Raw genomic sequence first — 16,472 nt, forward strand, 5'->3', positions numbered from 1 at the left:
CGGAGGACGGGAGGACGCGTCCGGCCCGGAGCGCGGAACGGGCGTCCTCCTGCCGTGGAGCCGCCTTCTGGCGATCCGGTCACGCAGCGGGGTCCCCGTCTGAGCGTGGAGACGAAATCCTTCCCATCGACCCCCATGTCCGGAAGCTTCGAGGCACCTCACTCCGCCGGGTCAGCGCCCGCCCTGTTCGGCCCCACCGAACCCACCGCTCTGGCCTGGGACACCCGGGCACTCACCACCCTGTGCCGGGACCGCGCTCCCCGCTCCTCCTGGCTGGTCCTGGCTGGCGTTCACCGGCCCACCCGCACCGGTGCGCGCCGAGGGGGTCAGCGCGCCTTCTGCGGCTGCGGGTGCGCCGAACCTCGGAAGGCGTCCGCGAGACCGTCACGCTCACGGTGAGCCACCCACCAAGGGACGAACCGGACCTGTCCGCCCTGGTGCCGCTCGTGCGGGAGCTGACCGACCGGGGCGTGCTGCGCGTGATGGAGTTGCGCCGTCGCCAAGGCCGCGCGGACCTGAACCGGGGACCGTACCGGACGGGCGGACCGACACCATCAGCCCGTCGTACGACCGAGCCGCTCGTACATGGGCGCCAACCGGGAGGCGACACCCGGGGTGGCGCCCTCCCAATGCGCGAGCGGATCGAAGGAGCGGGGCGGGACCAGGCGCGCGGGTTCACCCGCGGTCCAGAAGTCGGCGACGTGGTCGGCCAGCGGCGTCACCGTCACCTCCAGCTCTCCACCCGGTCCGTTACCGGCGCCCGAGGCGCCCAGGGCGTCGATCACCTCGTCCTCGGTCCGGCCCAGCCACGCGAAGAGCAGCAGCGGGGCGTCGTCGAGCGCCGACGCCCACTCGTACAGGACCGCGGCGCCGTGTTTGCAGGGGTGTCCCCAGTCCGGACAGGTACAGCGGATGTCGAGATCGTCGGCGGAGTCGGGGAAGAGCCGCGCCCCGTGACGGGCGAACACCTCCTCGGCGTCCCCGGGCAGCTCGTCGGAGAGCAGGTCAGCGGTGGCGTCGGGATCCTGTGCCAACTCCTCCAGGATCCGGTCCCACCGGTAGGCCTCGACCGTCTGGTAGACGATGGCCACCTGGTAGGGCCGCCCGCGTGATCCCCGCACGGAGGCGCTGACCATGGCACGCTCGACGTCGACGCGCACGTCGATGACCGCGCCCCGCCTCATGTAGGTCCGTCCCCGTGACAGCCTGCCGGGATCGCCGTCCGCGATTCCCTGGAGCAGGCGTGCCGACCACCAGCTCTGGCAGATGGGTTGCCGGGCGCCCATCAGGCCACCGCCTCGGGCGCCAGGCGGACGGCCTCGCGCAACTCGTCCACGCTCATGTCCGTGAGCCAGCCCTCGCCGTCGCCCACGACCGCGTCGGCCAGGTTCTTCTTGCGTTCGATCATCTCGTCCACGCGCTCCTCCAGGGTGCCCACGCACACCATCTTGCGCACCTGCACGTCGCGTCGTTGTCCGATGCGAAAGGCCCGGTCGGTGGCCTGGTCCTCCACGGCGGGGTTCCACCACCGGTCGTAGTGGATGACCTGGTTGGCCGCGGTCAGGTTCAGACCGGCCCCCGCCGCCTTCAACGAGAGGAGGAACACCATGGGTTCGTCGCTGCTCTGGAACCGCTCGACCATCGCCTCACGCTTCTTGCGGGGGGTGCCGCCGTGCAACCACAGCACCGGCGCGTCCAGCTTGCCCTCCAGGTAGGGGGCGAGCCGTGAGCCGAACTCGGTGTACTGGGTGAAGCACAACGCCTTGTCCCCGCTGGCGACCATGTCTCCCAGTAACTGCTCCAGGCGGGCCAGCTTGCCCGAGCGGCCCGCCAGTCGGGACCCGTCACCGAGCAGGTGCGCGGGATGGTTGCACACCTGTTTGAGCTTGGTCATGGTGGCCAGGACCAGGCTCTTGCGCCGTATGCCGGTGGCCTCGTCGACGAGTTCGGCCATCTCCTCCACGGTGGCCCTGTACAGGGAGGCCTGTTCGGGGGTGAGCGTGCACCAGGCGCGCATCTCGTGTTTGGCGGGCAGATCCGAGATGATGGAGGTGTCGGTCTTGAGGCGGCGGAGTACGAACGGATTGGTGACCCGGCGCAGCCTGGCGGTGGCGGCCCGCCCCGACTCCTCGGACGGATCGCGTTGGATGTCGGCGGCCACGCCCTTCTCGAAGGCCTCGCGCGAGCCGAGCAGCCCGGGGTTGGCGAAGTCCAGGATCGACCACAGCTCACCCAGGTGGTTCTCCACGGGAGTTCCGGTGAGCGCGACGCGGGAGGCCGCCGGGATCGAGCGCACCGCCCCGGCCTGTTTGGTGCGGGAGTTCTTGATGTTCTGGGCCTCGTCACAGACCACCCGCGCCCAGGTCAGCTCCGCGAGGGCCTGGGCGTCGCGCAGCAGCACACCGTAGGTCGTTACGACCAGGTCGGTCTCCGCCACCATCCGGGACAGGTCCTCGCCCCTGGGGCGGCACGGACCGTGGTGGGAGCGCACACGCAGCTTGGAGGTGAAGCGGGCCGCCTCGTGGAGCCAGTTGCCGACCACCGAGGTCGGGCACACCAGCAGCGTGGGCGCCGGGTGGGTGTGGCCGGAGCGTTCGTCGGCCAGCAGGGCGAGCAGCTGGACGGTCTTGCCCAGACCCATGTCGTCGGCCAGGACCGCGCCCAGACCGAGGTGGTCCAGGTAACGCAGCCATCCGGCGCCGCGCCGCTGGTAGGGGCGGAGCTCGGCGTCCAGGCCCGGGGGCTGGGCCATGGGGGTGAAGGCCTGTTCGGCGCGTCCGTCCAGCAGGGCGCCCAGGTCCCCGTCCGCGTCGACACCGACCAGTTCCGGGGCCGCGGGGTCGGGCACCAGCGCCATCCGCAGGGCCTCTCCCACCGGAACGGTGCCGCTGGCCTTCGCGGCGATGTGAGCGGCGGCCCGACGGAGCCGTTCGGGATCCAGACGGGCCCACTCACCGCGCAGGCGTACCAGGGGGCGTTTGAGTCTGGCCAGTTCGGCGAGCTCCTCGGGGGCGAGGTCCACGTCACCGATGGCGGCGCGGTAGTCGAAGTCGATGAGCGCCTGTCCGAGACCCGATCCGGTGCCGTTTCCGGACCAGTCGTGCGCGCGCTCGGAGAGGGTGAGCCTGGTTCCCACACCGACGTCGCCGATCCAGGGCGGCAGGAGTACGCCGAAACCGGACTCACGCAGGGCCTCGGCGTACCGGGCCAGGACGTCGCACGCCTCGTCCGTGGACAGTTCCAGGTGCCCGGGGCGGTCGGGACCGAGTGCGCGGGCCAGCGGCGGGCAGGCACGTGCGGCCCGGGCCAGATCGCGGGCGACGGGTTCGAAGAGGTCGGCCGGGAGCCAGTCGGCGCCCTCCCCCTCACGCAGGTCCTCCAGGGGCACCATGAGGGAGGGTTCCTCGACGGACTGGACCCAGATGTGCAGATGCCAGGGCAGGTCCAGCGGAACGTGGAGTCCGGCGGCCGGTGCGGTGAGCGCCCCATCGACGGTTTTCTCCCCTTCCTCCCTGGCCAGGTCCCCGTCCGTCGCGTCGGCGTCCTCGGCCTCGTCGACCGGTTCGGGAGCGGGTTCGACGAGGCGGAAGACGAGTCGGATCGCACCGGCGAAGCGGTGGGCGGCGGCGAACCAGCCACTGAGTTCCTCGGCGAACCGGGGTGCGCCACCACGCGGAAGGGTGGCGGAGCGGTGCGGGTCGTCGTCCGTGCCGGTGAGCGCCGCCAACCACAGGTGCTGGATCCGGGGGTGGTTGGGCAGGTCGACGGAGTGCCCGGCCAACCGTTCCCGGGCGACCAGGTCGGTGAGGGCACACAGGGCGCCCAACACCTGGGCCATCGCGTCCGCTCCGGCCTCCTGCGGGTTGAGGTCGAGTGCGTGCGCGGCGCGTGTGAGCGGTGAGAGCCCCTGGACGTGGGCGCGCAGCCAGGTGAAGGTCGCCGGGTCCAGCAGGGGACGCCAACGGGCGCGGAGCGCCGTCGTCGCGGGGGAGGTTCCTCCCGGAAGGGACTCCTCCACCAGACGCGGGATGACCCGGCGCGCGTCGACCAGGGCCGTGGCCGCGTCCAGGAGCGCGGCCAGGTCCGGCAGGGACCGGCTGGCGCGGTGGAGGTCGGTGGCGCGCAGGAGGGTCAGGACGTCGGATCCGGTCAGGTCCAGAACGGGAACGCGCCAGGGGCGCACCGTGACCTGTTCCGGCCCGTACCCCGGCGCTCCGTCCATGGCCGGGAACCACGGAGGTGGGACCGGGTGCCGAGGGACACCCGGCAGGTGCAGGACCGCTTCGTCTGGGAGGGGATGAGTCAGCGGCAGGACGCCAAGCGCCTCGGACAGTGCTTTGGGGTCCAGGGCGTAGGGATGGGGCCGGATCCTTCTGCGTGAGGAGGTCGAGGCGGGCAGCCCGGAGTCCAGCCCCCACACGCGCAACCGGTCTGTCTCCCAGAAGGCTTCGATGGTACGCACAGCCCCCATTGTCAGGCCTGCGCGGAGGCGGCGCGGGTGTTCTCGGACATCGGAGGCCCTGACTGCCGATGTTCGGTGCAACCCCAGGAACCCTGGTATGACCGGTCTCCGGGGGTGCGTGCTTCCGTCCCACATCCCACGTCCTCTGTGCGTAGCAGGGTCACTTTCGACCAAGGCCGTGAAGTTACGGCTGTGGGGCTGGTGGCAAGTGGTCTCAGTCCGGTGGAGTGCCGGACGTAGGAAGTGGAGCCCCGGTAGAACGACTTGTCGACCAAGACCAGTCATTCCAACCCGGGAGCTCCGCTGTCCGATCAGTGTGCCGTCACACGTGAAATCACGGTAGCCAAGGGCCTGTTCGCCCCGGGGCATCTGGGCGAACCCACCCGGATCGTCCCGTTCGACATGGTCGACGAGGCCCTCGCCGGGACCGGCGCGACCCAGCGGCGGTCGCGCAAGCTCCCCGAACGGGGGCGGGACGGCTCCGGGCAGCGAAGGCTCGCCCGCGGGGAACGCGACCGACGCGCCGAGGGAGAGCAGTGACCCGACCGCCCAGGATCTGCGCGACGGCACCGCGGACAGCGGCTCCGACACCTCCAGCGCTCCCTGGGCGACCTCCCCGGTCGACGACGGCTTCACCTCGGAGCAGGAGAGCCCCACAACCCCGGTCACCGTCCCCGATGACAACAGCGGCCGTGCTTCAGACAACTCCTTGACCGAGGACAGCAACAGTGATTCTCTTCCCGCAGCGTCCGGCGGTGGTAGTGATGACGGCAGCGGCAGTGGGACCCCCACCACTCCGTCCGATGGCCAAGGTGAAGACCAGGGCGACGGACAGGGCACCTACCCCGCAGATCCGGACGGAGGTGGGCACGCCGGGGAAGGAACCGAGGACAGCGGTGCCTCCGGTACTGACCACAGCGAAGGCGCACCGCCACCTCCCTCACCAGTCCCACATCCGGATCCGACAGCGGATTACCCCGGACGCGTTGACGGCAACGGCGTTCGCCGGTTTTCCACCAACGACGAAGGACAGGCATACGGGGACAGAGTCCTCGGAAACCACTTCGACAACCTGGCCCCCGAACAACAGCATGCCGCCAGAAGCTATACACAGAAGTCATGTTATTACAACACCTTCTCGCGAATAAATGACAAGGATGATGCGACGACACACCTCATCAACCTCAGGGGCGACCATTTCCACGACTGGCTTCATGAATGGTTTGGTGGCCCCCAGCCCACGCATGCAAATGCGAATGAGGCCAGGAGAACGATCGAGGAGAACGCCGCCCTGTTCGACCAGGCCATCAGCAATCCTCTGCCTGAAAGCATCGACATGAAGCGCGGGCTCGAGAAAATCGACTTCATGCTCGACCCCAGCGAGGGAATCAAAGAACATCCTGTATCCCACGCAGAGGGAGATCATCCTCCCCCGGGGAACGAAGCTCGTTTTCACTGATGCGGTCCAAGATCCGGACACGGGAGCATGGGACCTCACAGCAGAGGTAGAGGAAACCTAAAGTTAAGGAGAGTCGTTGTGGAGAGCAACCAACCAGACCCAGCCCATGCCATGTCCCGCGGAGAGGCATGGGAGGACCTTCACTTGGAACGGTCCGGATCGAAACCGAGGTTCGACCGTTTAACAGAAGGAGCTGTGCTGTACGTTCCGGTACACAAAAGAGGAGACGCGATCGGCTACCTCTGGGCCTCCGTGGATGGAAAAGCAGCGAACTTCCTGAGTTTCGAGTCGTCCGACATAGAAGAAAGAAACGCAAAGAGTGTGTGGGTGCGCCGACTCCTCCAAGCGAAGAAGGAAGGCCTGACATCCATCGAGGCCCTTGAGAACTGGATCGGGTCACCCGAATACGAACGAGGAGGAAGAATTCCTCCGAGTACCTCACTCCAAAGAAGCAAGGACCTTCAAGAACTCCAGAACATGGCAAGTTCACGATGAATCCGAAGGGCAGAACCCCGATGCCCTGGTAATGGCCTGAAATACTTTCCCCGCAACGAGGAGCACATCCCCGAACGGCTCCACGAGAAACTGCGCGAGGAAGCCGAGGGCAGAGCCACCGAGTAGGACCAGCCACGTCCCCGCATCCGTTCCTGAAGGAGCCCTCCCCGTGAGCCGCACCCTGGTCGCCCTCCTGGAACACCCGCCGGGCATCCCCGGGCTGACGCGCGCCCTTGCCGCGGCCGGGCCGTCACTACGCGTGCGCCTGGCCGCCGACGGCGCGATCGTCCAGCTGCGCGACGAGGCGGGGCACCTGGTCGCGGCGGTGCACGCCGCCCAACGGCTCACGGCCTCAGCCGAGGCCGAACGGCTCCTGGACACCGCCCTTCCCGACACCCTGCCCGCCCAGCCCTGGTGGGTGGAGGTCCGCACCACCGAGACCGGCGTGGCCGACCCCGCCACCGGGCAGGCGATGCGCCGCTTCGCCGACACCCTGGTGGAGTGGTACGGCGGGCTGGTGTGGCAGCCGGAACAACGCCTGCCCCGACTCGGCGGGCTGCCTGTCCGGGACACAGGGCATCCGGAGGTCACCGCGCGCACCGAGGAGGCCGCCGTCGTGGTCGAGGACCGGCCCGTCGCTGCGGTCTCGGCCTGGCTGGCCGACGCCCTGGCCCGCTGGGCGGTGGCCGACGGCAACGGGTTCCGCGACGGGTTCTCCGGCCGCCCGCTGCACTGGGACGAGCGCTACGGCCTGATCGCCGACCCGCCCAACACCCCTGTGGCCGACTCCCCGCTGTGGACCGAACCGGTTCCGGAGGAGACCGACCACCAGCTTCTGGTCACGGTCAAGGCCGACCACCCGGCCGTACCGAACCTGGTCCTGGGCCAGACGGTGGAGCTGCTCACCGCGTCCCTGGCCGGGGCCGAGCCCGCCCTGTTCGGTCCCACCGAACCCGCCACCCTGGCCTGGGACACCGGCGCCCTCACGGGCCTGTGCCGGAACCGGTCTCCCCGTCCCTCGTGGCTGGTGTTCACCGGACCACCCGCGCCGGTATACCCCGAGGGCGTACGCGCCTTCCGCGGCACTCTGCGGGTGCGCCGGACACGGGAGAGCGTCCGCGAGACCGTCACGCTCACGGTGAGCCATCCGCCGGGGGACGAACCGGACCTGTCCTCCCTGGTGCCGATCGTGCGGGAGCTGACCGGCCGGGGCGTCCTGCACGTGATGGAGGTGCGCCGCCGCCGGGGCCGCGCGGACCTGACCCGGAGCCCCTACCGGACGGGCGGGCCGACGCCGGTGGGCGTGGCCCTGGGGGTGGAGACCGTCGCTTCCCTGGGAGTCGATCACGCCCTGGACGCACCCGTACGCGCCGTCCCGGTCGGGCCGCCGATGACCCCGGCCGTCTGGTACGACCTCGCCGGTGGCGGCAACCACGACAGCGGGAGTTGGGCGGGCTTCGGCGCGCTCCTGTCCCACGTGGACCCCGGCAGGAAGTCCGGGCATCGGGCATCGGGGCAGGGCGGAGAAGCGGACACGGACACCGTCCCGGTGATCAGGTTCCGGATGCCCGCGACCACCGACTGACCGCAGACGCACCCGAGCTCGCGCGATCAGGAAAGGTTGTTCGACAACAGCCGTCACCACGGTCGAATGGTGACGAAGAGCGCGTCAAGCAGGGGCGTTGAACGGCACCAACGCTTGGGCTTGGCCGGATGTGGGGCTGTCACCCGCCTCTTTCCGGGGCCGCCCCGGTCTCCGTGCGAACCTGGCTGCGCACAGACCTGGTTTTGGCTCAGACCAGACGAGGGGGAGGACAACCGCCCCGCTCTTCGGAAGGAATCCGCCCGTCTCGCCAAGGCGGGATGCGGTGTTCGCCGGGTCCGGGTCGTGGAGAAGCCCTTCCCCGCCTACCTCCTCTGGGAACCGCACTCCCTGCGGGTCCGGGCCCAGCGCGGCGAGGACATCCGCGTCATCTCCCCGGGGCGACTCGCGTCCTTCGAGCGGGACCGCCCCGTTCCGGAGGTCGTCACCCTCGGAGACGAGGTGACCTACAGATCCTCTACGACGCGAAGGGCGTACTCGAAGGGCCGATCCGATTCGCTGACCCTGCCGTCACCGCACAGTACAGGTCGGAAATAGCGGCCCTCCACGCGAACGCCGAGGCCCTGGAGGACTACTTCGTCCGCGAGGTGGGCGGGGCGGAAATCTCCGGTGTCCGATAGAGGCACGCCCCGCCACGGTGAGGAGCCGGAGGAGAATCTGTCCGACGGCACACGGTCGCGGATGGCGGACGTCTCCGGCCATGCGGCACGTGACCGTCCGGCCACAGGACGATCCACAGGAGGTGGCCGAACTCGCCCGGCTGTGCGGACAGCTCCCGCTGGCCCTGCGCATCGCCGCCGAACGCGCGGCGAGCCGCCCCCACATGCCACTGGCCGATCTCATCCAGGTCCTTCGCGACGAATCCTCGCTGTGGGACGCTCTGGCCACCCATGACGGGGAGGAGGCCGGCACGGTCCGTTCCGTCTTCGCCTGGTCCTACAGAGCCCTGCCCGAAGGTGCCGCACGCCTGTTCCGGCTGCTCGGCCTGCATCCCGGCCGGGACTTCACCACCGGAGCCGCGGCGGCGACGGCCGTCTCCAACGGTCTGGACGGCGTCGTCTGGCGGTTTCCCGTCGTTGGGACATCGACACCGCAGCCACCCCGTGGAACGCGAAGAACCACGACTGCCGTGTTAGGAAGGGGCTGTCACGGGCAGTGGTCGTCAACGTCGGTATCCGTGATTTCAGGGGGAGACACATGGCCGCGGAAACCCAGAAACCCGACCTTGTCGAGGTCATCATCTCCGACCACCGCCAGGTCGAACAGATATTCACAGAGCTGGAGGGCCCGCTGTCGCCCGAGGCGCGCAAGCAGCTCACAGAACACGTGATCACCGAGCTGGTGAGGCATTCGGTCGCCGAGGAGCAGCACATGTACCCGGCGGCACGCCGAGTGCTGGACGACGGCGACCGGATCGCCGATCACGAGCTCCAGGAGCACGCGGAGGCCGAGCAGGTGATGAAGGACCTGGAGGGCCTGGACGCCGACGACCCCGAGTTCCAGCGGCTGCTGAACAGGCTGATCTCGGATATCCGCCACCACGTCGAGGACGAGGAGAAGAACCTGCTTCCGCGCCTGCGCGCCGCGTGCACGCAGGAGGAGTTGCGGGAACTGGGCGCCAAGGTGGTCAAGGCCAAGGAGTGGGCGCCCACGCGCCCCCACCCCAGCGCGCCCGACACCCCGCCCGCCAACAAGATCCTGGCCCCGGGGGCGGGGCTCATCGACCGGATGCGCGACGCGCTCTCGGGCCGCAACTCCTGAACACCCGCCGCACGGCCCCGTTTTCGGCACGAGGACGGGGCCGTCGTGTGCGCGCGGCCTGTGGGCTCAGACCTGGTCGGCACGCATGCGGTCCCCGGCGGCCAGGACCGCCTCCTCGCCGCGCCACGCATCGCCCTCCCTCCAGATCACCGACACCCCGGTGGCGCCGAGCAGCGCCAGGACCGACCACTCCTCCTCGGGGGGAGCGGGCAGGACGAGGCACACCCGGTCGGCGTCCGCTCCCCGGGCCCAGCGGGCCTCCAGCGCCTCCAGGGCCGCCCGGCGCAGCCTCCCGTAACCGGTGTCCTCGTCGGGCAGGACCCGGTACAGGACCGACAGGCCGGAGAGTTCGCAGAGCACGTCGCCGCTCTCCTGGTCCTCCGGTCGGCTCCCTGCCCGGTACAGGTCGGCGATGAGGCTGTGGCGCAGGAAGCCGTACACGCTCTGGTCCTGGGCCTCCTCCCGCTGTTCGAGCCCGGCCAGGAACAGGCGCAGGTGCTCGGCCGCGGTGGGGTCCCGGGGCCCGGCCTGCGGCGGAACCGGTGGTGTGGGTGCGCTCATCGGCTGCTCCTCGGTCCGCTCGGTCGTGGTGTCACTGTGCCTTGTGGTGGTGTCACTGTGCCTTGTGAAGGCGCGCTGGGGGATCCGGGAGCTGATCCCCGCCCTGTGCTGGGCCCAGCTGCGTTCGGCGTGCACGGTCTGGTAGTCGACCACCGACGCGGCGGACCGGTCCAGGACCAGCCGGTAGCCGTCGCGCTCCAGGTGCCAGCGGCCGTCCGTGCGCCGGGCCTGCCGCCCCCCGGCCAGGAGGTCGCCGAGCATGGCGCGGATCTCCACCTCGGCCTCCCTGGCCGTGGCCCTGTGGCGGACCGCGAAGCGGGCGCGCGCCGCGGCGCTGACGGTGATCGCGAAAGCCCGCGCGGAAGACCCCAGTCGGGCTCCGGTGTCCAACCCGGCGGGCGAACCCAGTACGGTCGGCTGGTCCTGCGGGCGCCGGGCCCGTCTGGTGCGGTAGCCGTCGCACCCGGGCTGTCGGCACCAGCCGTCCGGGGAGCTCGTGCGGTTGCGGCACCGCTGACCGTCGGCGTGGTGACGGGTGCAGGCCGATCGCGGTCTTGCCGGTCCCCGGACCGCCCTGGACCACCAGCGCCCCCGGCCGGTCGTGGCAGACCAGGTCGAGCTGGTCGCGGTGGATCGTCTCGACGATGTCGCGCATGAGCCCGTCGCGGGAGCGGTCCAGTTCCTGGGGGAGGAACGGGTCCTGGGCCGCGCCCGCCTCCTGCTCCTTCCGGGCCCGGATCGCGGCCGCCACCCGGGTCGGGGAGACCTGGTCCGGAGAGGGGCCGTCGGCTTTCCGGACGAGTTCGTCGTGGTAGTCCACCACGCGTTCGCCGCGGCAGCGCAGGCGTCGGCGGAGCGTCACCACGCCCTTCTCGGTTCCCCGCTCACGGCGCCAGCTGACCGCCGCCGGGCTGGTCCACTTGATGACGAAGACGTTCCCGTTCTCGTCCCGGATGCTTCTGCGGCCCACGTAGAAGGTCTCGTCGCCGCTCTCCTCCTGAAGGTCCACGCGTTGGACGACGAGCTGCTGTCCGCCGAGCTCGTACTGCGCGACCCAGCGTGCGTACTCCTCGTGCTGGGCCACGCTGTCCTTGGCGCTGGCGGCGGCGTCGGCCGTGGCCAGCCGTCGGGTCCGGTCGCGCTGCCGCTCCAGGCAACGGTGGGCCCGGTCCACCGCGGCCTGTTCCTGCTCGATGATCCGTTGGCGGGCGTTGCTCCCCATCTCCTCGCCTCCCTCACGGAGAAAGGTGCGGTGGGCGGCGCCGCGGGGGCGGTGGCGTCACCCTGGTCGGACCGGTCCCGGAACGGTCAGCACGCGGGGCTGGGAGCTCATGTTCGTGAACCCATCCGGTTTCCGGCGCTGTGTGTACTCACGGAAGCAGTATGTTCATGACAGCATAGATTATCCTGTGAATATTGCCAACCATAATAACGAAGAAGTTTTTCGCCGCTGGTGACCAGGTGCGGCCACACCACGGAGGCGCCCTGTTCCAGGCCCTCCAGCGCCGCCAGGTCGAGGATCGCCACGTACTGCCGTCCGGTGCGGATGACGCCTTGTTCACGAAGGAAGGTGTAGGCGTTGTGCACGGAGGTGCGCGACATGCCCGCGAACCCGGCGATCTCGCGCTGGGCCAGGGGGATCCGCAGCAGGCACCCGCGTGTGGCCGGCGCGTCGGAGACGGGTTCGGGCATGGGCTCCCCCATCACGGAGGCGAGGTGGAGCAGGGCGGCGGGCAGCCTGCGCTCGGCGGGAAGGGCCGTCTGCCGCACCCTGATGCGGTCGCCCTTGTCCTGACGCATGAGGGCGCTGTGCCACAGCACGGCCCCCAGGTCGAGTTCGTCGACGACCCTGCGGAAGCGGTCCGCGGGGAGGAAGGCGGTGCTGCTCGGGCACAGGGCCGTCACCGTGGCGTTCCTGGGGCGCTGCGCCCCGGCGAGGACGGACTCCCCCAGCATCTCCCCGCGGGTGCGGAAGGCCAGGGGGACGCAGGAGCCGTCGGCCCTGACGGAGACCACCTTGGCGCGGCCGTTCAGCATGAGGTGCACCCCTCCGCCGACCTCCCCCTGCCGCAGGAGCGCCTCCCCCTGGGCGAACCTCCGCGTCATCGCCGACGCGGTCAACCGCTCCCACTGTTCGTCGGTGACCAGTCCTCCGAAGCCGTGCCTGTCCACGCTCGCGACTCTCCTCTTCCCCGGGGCTGCGGTCGGCAGGGCGATTCTCACCGGTCGTGTCCGCCCGGGCACGGTGGTGGCCGGGTCCGGCCACCACCGGTACGGATGCTGCTGGCGGGCTCCCGAGGCGGAACGCGGAGAACGCGCGCTCCCTCAGGCGACGGCCACGGCGACGGCGAGCTGGGCGACCGCAGCGACCCCGGACACGATGGTGGCGGCGGAGACGACGGCGGGAAGGGCCCTCTTCCAGCTGGCGAAGACCTTGGCTCGGAGCTCTCCCCAACCGCCCGTGCGCACCATCAGTTTCGCCGTCTGCCACCGGTGCTGCTCGATGTGGCACCCCGGCAGCAGCCCCGGGGAGTTGTTGCGGCACCGCGTCTTCTCGCCCCGGTTCCAGGCGCCGCACGGCAGCGGCATCTGGAAGAAGACGTAGAGAACCGAGACCGCGGAGGCGGCCGCGATCCACATCGGCCCCACCTCTGGTAGAAACCATCCAAAAAGGGCAAAAACAATGATCGCCACACCCCAGTAACGCCAGGGGCCGCGCGTTTTCCTCTTGGCCATACCGACAATCCTCAACCGTCCATGCCAATCCCAGCAAGAGTCATATGCCCACGAAAATGGCCGACACAGGACGCGAGCACGGCACATGAAAGAAACAAGGAAAGGGAAAGCCACAGTGACATACCGGCATACCATTTCCTAATATGACAATCCTGAATTTTCCTCTGTTCGATGGATGTGTCACCCTCTGCCCACATCCTCTCGGCAGCCCCGCCCGAGGAGCGAACCGGCAGCGGCAGCGCGGGGAGCGAGGCCACAGCTCGTCCTCGGCCACGCGAACGTCTCAGGAAAAACAACAGCCACAGCATGCACACATTCGGTGACCTCAACCGGCCATGTGGGATTCGGTGAACGAACTTCGGGCAGAAAGCAGGCGAACGCCGACGCGGAACCACGAGGTGAAGCGGTGCCCCGTTCCCCCAGGCCGTCCCCATCCGTCAGCCACGCCCCACCCGATCCCCTCGCCGCCGTACGCGGCCGGATCCTTCTGCATGTCAAGGGCACGGACAACGCACCGCTGGACAGGGTTTCCGCCGAATTCGGAGGTGTGGTGTTCTCCGGAAGGCGCGCACAGGAAAAGGCGAAGGAATTCGTCAGAAGAACGGGTCCTGACTGCCCCGTGGTCCTGGATCCCTCGGCATACGAGGACTTCTACGCGACCCCCGAGGAACCCTTCACGCTCGAACGGCAGCTCCGCATCGACACACGCCAAACCGGCGTCGGAGCGACCCTGGAACAGTTGGCGTCGAACCCCGTCGACCTGGTCCTGACCCCCACTCGGTACCTACGGTGTGACGACGCAGGAGGGCGGGCCCTGGACGAGGCCGTCAGACAGGTGAACGAAACGGACATGCGGGGCGTGGTCTTCGCGGTGCCCGTCGACGCGCGGTGGCTCACCGACCGCCGAAGGCACCTCATCGCCTCCCTGCGGCGTGTGCGTGCGCCCAAGGCACTGATCCTCGGGGACAGCGGGAACCCAGTGGGCTCGGCGATCAGGGCGAGGATGCTGCGGGAGGTCCTCCGCGCCTGTCCGGGGACCGCACTGCTCAGGACCGATCTGACCGCACTGGACGCGATGGCGCACGGGGCGGAGTTCGCCTCCATCGGCGACACCGCCTCGGTCCGCCACGCGGTTCCGCCGGGGAAGCAGGGCGGCGGACCGGGCCCGAAGTCCAGTCCCGACGTCATCATGCCCGTCCTGATGGGCTACTTCCACGGCTCCACCCTCGCCGAACGTCTGCGGGGCTCCCGACCATGTGACTGCCTGCCCTGCGTCGAATGGGGCGAGGCACGCAACAACGGTGAGGTGGGCAGGCCCCTCACCGACTTCCAGGACACCTCCGACACGGAAGGGGCCCACGCCCACAACATGGCGCTCTGGTCCCGGTGGTGGAGGGAACTGCGCTCCGAGCACTCCCCCGAGGGCATGAGGGCGCGGTGGCGGGGAATGTGTCAACGTGCCCATCTCGAATACGAGTGGCACAACAGGGCGATCTCCCCCAGGCAGGACACGTTCACGGTCTCGGACGCGCTGGGCTACTGGGCGGGAAACAGGGACGAGGAATTTCGCTCCTCCACGGCCCGGTGAACGCGCTCGGCGAGGCGCCAGTGAAGCGCTGCGGCGGACTCGGGAACCTCCGTGCGGGGCTTCACCAGAACCCTCACCCCATCGCCGTCGAGCTCCGCCAGCCCAACCCCGTAGAAGTCCGCCTCCCAGCACGCCCGTTCCCGGTCCTCACCGAGCGGTGGACACACGGCCGTGCGTGGCGCGACGGGGCCGAGCACGCAGGCCCGGTCGAGTGCGTCGAGCCATCCCTCCCCCCGGGTGACGAGCAGGTCCAGCCGCACGGGGGTGTCCGCGATCCGAAGAACCCGCCCGCTCCTGCGTGACCGCGTCCACGCGGGAAGTGCGGGGAGGATGCGCTGTTCGCGTTCGGTCAAGGCGTCGACCGGAACCCACTCCCCCAGGGGGAGCGCCTGGAGCACCTGGTAGAGCCCCAGGCGCGAGCCGAGCAGCCTGCCGCCCGCACGTAGCCTGCCCTGTTCCGCGACGGGACGGTACACGGCCGTGACCGCACCGCCGCGCACGCACAGGTCCACGGCCCGCGCCTCCGCGGAGCCGACGAGCGCACGAACGTGGTGAGACCGGAGTTCCATCCCACCGATGGTGGCAGAGAACCCGTGCCCTGTCCGTGGTTGTCCACAGGCGTGGTCGTCAAGCGCGGCGGGAGCGCATACCGGTCACCGGAGCGGCGAATCCGAGGGGGTCCTAGAGACGGCGCGTGCCACTGTGGGCTCCACGTCACCGTCGCCAGGGGGCTGCCCCCTGTTCCGGGGATCAGTATCGGCGTCGGAGGCGGCACGGGTCACCGGTTGGACGGTGAGCCGCAGCACTTCTTGTACTTGCGCCCCGATCCGCACCAGCAGGACTCGTTGCGGCCGGGCGGCCACGACCGCAGCCTCGGGTCGTCCGCGGTGAGCTCCAGGTCCGCCCAGGTCAGGGCAGTGTCACTGTCCGCCGGGTCCAGACCGGAGCGTTCGGCGAACTCCGCGACCTCCTCCACGCCGTGCAGCACCACGCTCCGCGGCGTTCCGGGGTGTTCGCGGTCCCGCTCCCGCAGGCTCCGTTCGGCGGCGCGGTAGTAGGCGTCGGCGTCGTGCTCGGCGGTCTCCCCCGTGAGCAGTCCCCGGCTACGGGCCCCGTCGAAGGCCTCACGGGAGTAGAGCGCCTCCACCTCCCGGTCCGGGCCGTCCTGCTCCGGCCAGCCCTCCTCTTCGTAGGGCGGTCCCAGCGCGCCCTCCGCCTGCCGTTCGGCCACGACCAGGGCCACCTCGTCGTGGCCGTCGTGCGGCAGGCCCAGCTTCATCCGCGCCAGCAGACGGCTGACGAGCGGGGACAGGGAGAGGTCGTCCTCCCCCGCGAGCTCCTCCGGCGGCTCGGCGAGCAGTTGCCGGGCGGCGATGTTGAAGCAGCGCAGCGCCTCGTCCCAGCGCTCCAGCTCCCGCAGGTACTCACCGAGCAGGTCGGCGGGCCCCTCGCCCAGGTGGCCGGGGCGCAGCAGCTCGGAGGTGACCCGTTCCGCCTCGGCCCTGTCCTGCGGATCCTGGCTCTTTCGCAGGAGGTCGGTCAGTTCGACGGAGGCGTACTGGCCGTCCTCCGAGGTGGGAGGGTGCTCGCGCACGGTCTCCAGCAGGCGGCGGGCCTGGTCGTCGCGCCCCGCACGGCGCAGTTCCACGGCGGAGTCCATGAGGACCTCCCCGGTGTCGTCGGGGTAGGCGTTCAGCTCCTTCAGGACGCGGCCGGGCAGGTCCAGTTCCCGGAGCGCGGCCATCAGGGGCGCTTCATCACCGGTCCGGGAAGTGGAGAGGTCGTGGTCGTTCATGGCCACCAGGGT

Annotated in this window: 16 protein-coding genes and 3 pseudogenes; 11 read left to right on the top strand and 8 right to left on the bottom strand. The window is 69.9% G+C overall.

What is annotated here, in order from left to right; genetic code table 11:
- Nucleotides 1–135: 135 nt before the first annotated feature.
- Together ACSIH6_RS13340 and ACSIH6_RS13345 are read left to right on the top strand one after the other, a co-directional pair.
- Nucleotides 136–399: a DUF6177 family protein gene (locus tag ACSIH6_RS13340; RefSeq protein ID WP_488185985.1), complete on the top strand. Its 264-nt coding sequence runs from the start codon at nucleotides 136–138 to the stop codon at nucleotides 397–399.
- Nucleotides 351–605: pseudogene (locus tag ACSIH6_RS13345) on the top strand (DUF6177 family protein); the annotation flags it as partial. The gene ACSIH6_RS13340 and the pseudogene ACSIH6_RS13345, both read left to right, overlap by 49 nt.
- Here the strand turns inward: ACSIH6_RS13345 and ACSIH6_RS13350 are convergent.
- Together ACSIH6_RS13350 and ACSIH6_RS13355 are read right to left on the bottom strand one after the other, a co-directional pair.
- Nucleotides 555–1,286 carry an SWIM zinc finger family protein gene (locus ACSIH6_RS13350; RefSeq protein WP_435108585.1) on the bottom strand — a complete coding sequence of 244 codons (732 nt, stop codon included), beginning with the start codon at nucleotides 1,284–1,286 and terminating at the stop codon, nucleotides 555–557. The pseudogene ACSIH6_RS13345 and the gene ACSIH6_RS13350 overlap by 51 nt on opposite strands.
- A complete protein-coding gene (locus ACSIH6_RS13355; protein WP_435108586.1) occupies nucleotides 1,286–4,462 on the bottom strand; it encodes an SNF2-related protein in 3,177 nt (1,058 codons plus the stop codon). The genes ACSIH6_RS13350 and ACSIH6_RS13355 overlap by 1 nt, the downstream gene beginning before the upstream one ends.
- A gap of 264 nt (nucleotides 4,463–4,726) precedes the next feature.
- Here ACSIH6_RS13355 and ACSIH6_RS13360 point away from each other — a divergent pair, with 264 nt between their 5' ends.
- The 7 genes and pseudogenes from ACSIH6_RS13360 to ACSIH6_RS13390 all read left to right on the top strand — a co-directional run bounded on the left by ACSIH6_RS13360 (nucleotide 4,727) and on the right by ACSIH6_RS13390 (nucleotide 9,780).
- The gene (locus ACSIH6_RS13360; protein WP_435108587.1) at nucleotides 4,727–5,002 is read left to right on the top strand and encodes a transposase domain-containing protein; all 276 of its coding nucleotides are present in this window, start codon (nucleotides 4,727–4,729) and stop codon (nucleotides 5,000–5,002) included.
- 169 nt (nucleotides 5,003–5,171) lie between these two features.
- Complete coding sequence (locus ACSIH6_RS13365) at nucleotides 5,172–5,921, top strand: hypothetical protein (protein ID WP_435108588.1); 750 nt, start codon at nucleotides 5,172–5,174, stop codon at nucleotides 5,919–5,921.
- 78 nt (nucleotides 5,922–5,999) lie between these two features.
- The gene (locus ACSIH6_RS13370) at nucleotides 6,000–6,416 is read left to right on the top strand and encodes a hypothetical protein (protein ID WP_435108589.1); all 417 of its coding nucleotides are present in this window, start codon (nucleotides 6,000–6,002) and stop codon (nucleotides 6,414–6,416) included.
- 169 nt (nucleotides 6,417–6,585) lie between these two features.
- Nucleotides 6,586–8,001 (top strand): DUF6177 family protein, encoded by a 1,416-nt coding sequence (locus tag ACSIH6_RS13375; RefSeq protein ID WP_435108590.1) that lies wholly within the window; start codon nucleotides 6,586–6,588, stop codon nucleotides 7,999–8,001.
- A 66-nt stretch (nucleotides 8,002–8,067) separates the two neighbouring features.
- Entirely contained in the window at nucleotides 8,068–8,556 is a 489-nt protein-coding gene (locus tag ACSIH6_RS13380; RefSeq protein ID WP_435108591.1) for a DUF6879 family protein, read from the top strand.
- Nucleotides 8,557–8,761: 205 nt separating this feature from the next.
- Nucleotides 8,762–9,052: pseudogene (locus ACSIH6_RS13385) on the top strand (cytochrome C); the annotation flags it as partial.
- A gap of 164 nt (nucleotides 9,053–9,216) precedes the next feature.
- Nucleotides 9,217–9,780, top strand: coding sequence for a hemerythrin domain-containing protein (locus tag ACSIH6_RS13390; protein ID WP_435108592.1), 564 nt, complete (start codon nucleotides 9,217–9,219; stop codon nucleotides 9,778–9,780).
- Between the two features lie 66 nt (nucleotides 9,781–9,846).
- On the opposite strand, the gene ACSIH6_RS13395 is transcribed toward ACSIH6_RS13390, so the two are convergent.
- The gene (locus ACSIH6_RS13395) at nucleotides 9,847–10,602 is read right to left on the bottom strand and encodes a hypothetical protein (protein WP_435108593.1); all 756 of its coding nucleotides are present in this window, start codon (nucleotides 10,600–10,602) and stop codon (nucleotides 9,847–9,849) included.
- On the opposite strand from ACSIH6_RS13395, the gene ACSIH6_RS13400 reads away from it, so the two are divergent.
- Nucleotides 10,601–10,795 carry a hypothetical protein gene (locus ACSIH6_RS13400; RefSeq protein ID WP_435108594.1) on the top strand — a complete coding sequence of 65 codons (195 nt, stop codon included), beginning with the start codon at nucleotides 10,601–10,603 and terminating at the stop codon, nucleotides 10,793–10,795. The genes ACSIH6_RS13395 and ACSIH6_RS13400 overlap by 2 nt on opposite strands.
- 348 nt (nucleotides 10,796–11,143) lie before the next feature.
- Here ACSIH6_RS13400 and ACSIH6_RS39465 read toward each other — a convergent pair.
- From ACSIH6_RS39465 to ACSIH6_RS13410, 3 genes and pseudogenes are all read right to left on the bottom strand, one after another.
- Nucleotides 11,144–11,563, bottom strand: a pseudogene (locus ACSIH6_RS39465) (HelD family protein); the annotation flags it as partial.
- Nucleotides 11,564–11,670: 107 nt separating this feature from the next.
- Nucleotides 11,671–12,513, bottom strand: coding sequence for a Crp/Fnr family transcriptional regulator (locus ACSIH6_RS13405; RefSeq protein ID WP_435108595.1), 843 nt, complete (start codon nucleotides 12,511–12,513; stop codon nucleotides 11,671–11,673).
- A 153-nt stretch (nucleotides 12,514–12,666) separates the two neighbouring features.
- Nucleotides 12,667–12,981: a hypothetical protein gene (locus tag ACSIH6_RS13410; protein WP_435108596.1), complete on the bottom strand. Its 315-nt coding sequence runs from the start codon at nucleotides 12,979–12,981 to the stop codon at nucleotides 12,667–12,669.
- Between the two features lie 715 nt (nucleotides 12,982–13,696).
- Here ACSIH6_RS13410 and ACSIH6_RS13415 point away from each other — a divergent pair.
- Entirely contained in the window at nucleotides 13,697–14,665 is a 969-nt protein-coding gene (locus ACSIH6_RS13415; RefSeq protein ID WP_435108597.1) for a hypothetical protein, read from the top strand.
- Here ACSIH6_RS13415 and ACSIH6_RS13420 read toward each other — a convergent pair.
- Nucleotides 14,614–15,234 carry a hypothetical protein gene (locus tag ACSIH6_RS13420; protein WP_435108598.1) on the bottom strand — a complete coding sequence of 207 codons (621 nt, stop codon included), beginning with the start codon at nucleotides 15,232–15,234 and terminating at the stop codon, nucleotides 14,614–14,616. The genes ACSIH6_RS13415 and ACSIH6_RS13420 overlap by 52 nt on opposite strands.
- 209 nt (nucleotides 15,235–15,443) lie before the next feature.
- Nucleotides 15,444–16,460 carry an SEC-C domain-containing protein gene (locus tag ACSIH6_RS13425; protein ID WP_435108599.1) on the bottom strand — a complete coding sequence of 339 codons (1,017 nt, stop codon included), beginning with the start codon at nucleotides 16,458–16,460 and terminating at the stop codon, nucleotides 15,444–15,446.
- Nucleotides 16,461–16,472: the final 12 nt, after the last annotated feature.

It is taken from the genome of Nocardiopsis synnemataformans, assembly GCF_965343085.1.
In the GTDB taxonomy this organism is placed as follows: Bacteria; Actinomycetota; Actinomycetes; order Streptosporangiales; family Streptosporangiaceae; genus Nocardiopsis; species Nocardiopsis alborubida.

Excerpts from the sequence above, each read along its gene's own strand:
- ACSIH6_RS13340 (WP_488185985.1), top strand. The coding sequence starts at position 136 with ATGTCCGGAAGCTTCGAGGCACCTCACTCCGCCGGGTCAGCGCCCGCC.
- ACSIH6_RS13350 (WP_435108585.1), bottom strand. The coding sequence starts at position 1,286 with ATGGGCGCCCGGCAACCCATCTGCCAGAGCTGGTGGTCGGCACGCCTG.
- ACSIH6_RS13380 (WP_435108591.1), top strand. The coding sequence starts at position 8,068 with ATGGTGACGAAGAGCGCGTCAAGCAGGGGCGTTGAACGGCACCAACGC.
- ACSIH6_RS13390 (WP_435108592.1), top strand. The coding sequence starts at position 9,217 with ATGGCCGCGGAAACCCAGAAACCCGACCTTGTCGAGGTCATCATCTCC.
- ACSIH6_RS13400 (WP_435108594.1), top strand. The coding sequence starts at position 10,601 with ATGGCGCGGATCTCCACCTCGGCCTCCCTGGCCGTGGCCCTGTGGCGG.
- ACSIH6_RS13395 (WP_435108593.1), bottom strand. The coding sequence starts at position 10,602 with ATGCTCGGCGACCTCCTGGCCGGGGGGCGGCAGGCCCGGCGCACGGAC.
- ACSIH6_RS13410 (WP_435108596.1), bottom strand. The coding sequence starts at position 12,981 with ATGTGGATCGCGGCCGCCTCCGCGGTCTCGGTTCTCTACGTCTTCTTC.
- ACSIH6_RS13420 (WP_435108598.1), bottom strand. The coding sequence starts at position 15,234 with ATGGAACTCCGGTCTCACCACGTTCGTGCGCTCGTCGGCTCCGCGGAG.
- ACSIH6_RS13425 (WP_435108599.1), bottom strand. The coding sequence starts at position 16,460 with ATGAACGACCACGACCTCTCCACTTCCCGGACCGGTGATGAAGCGCCC.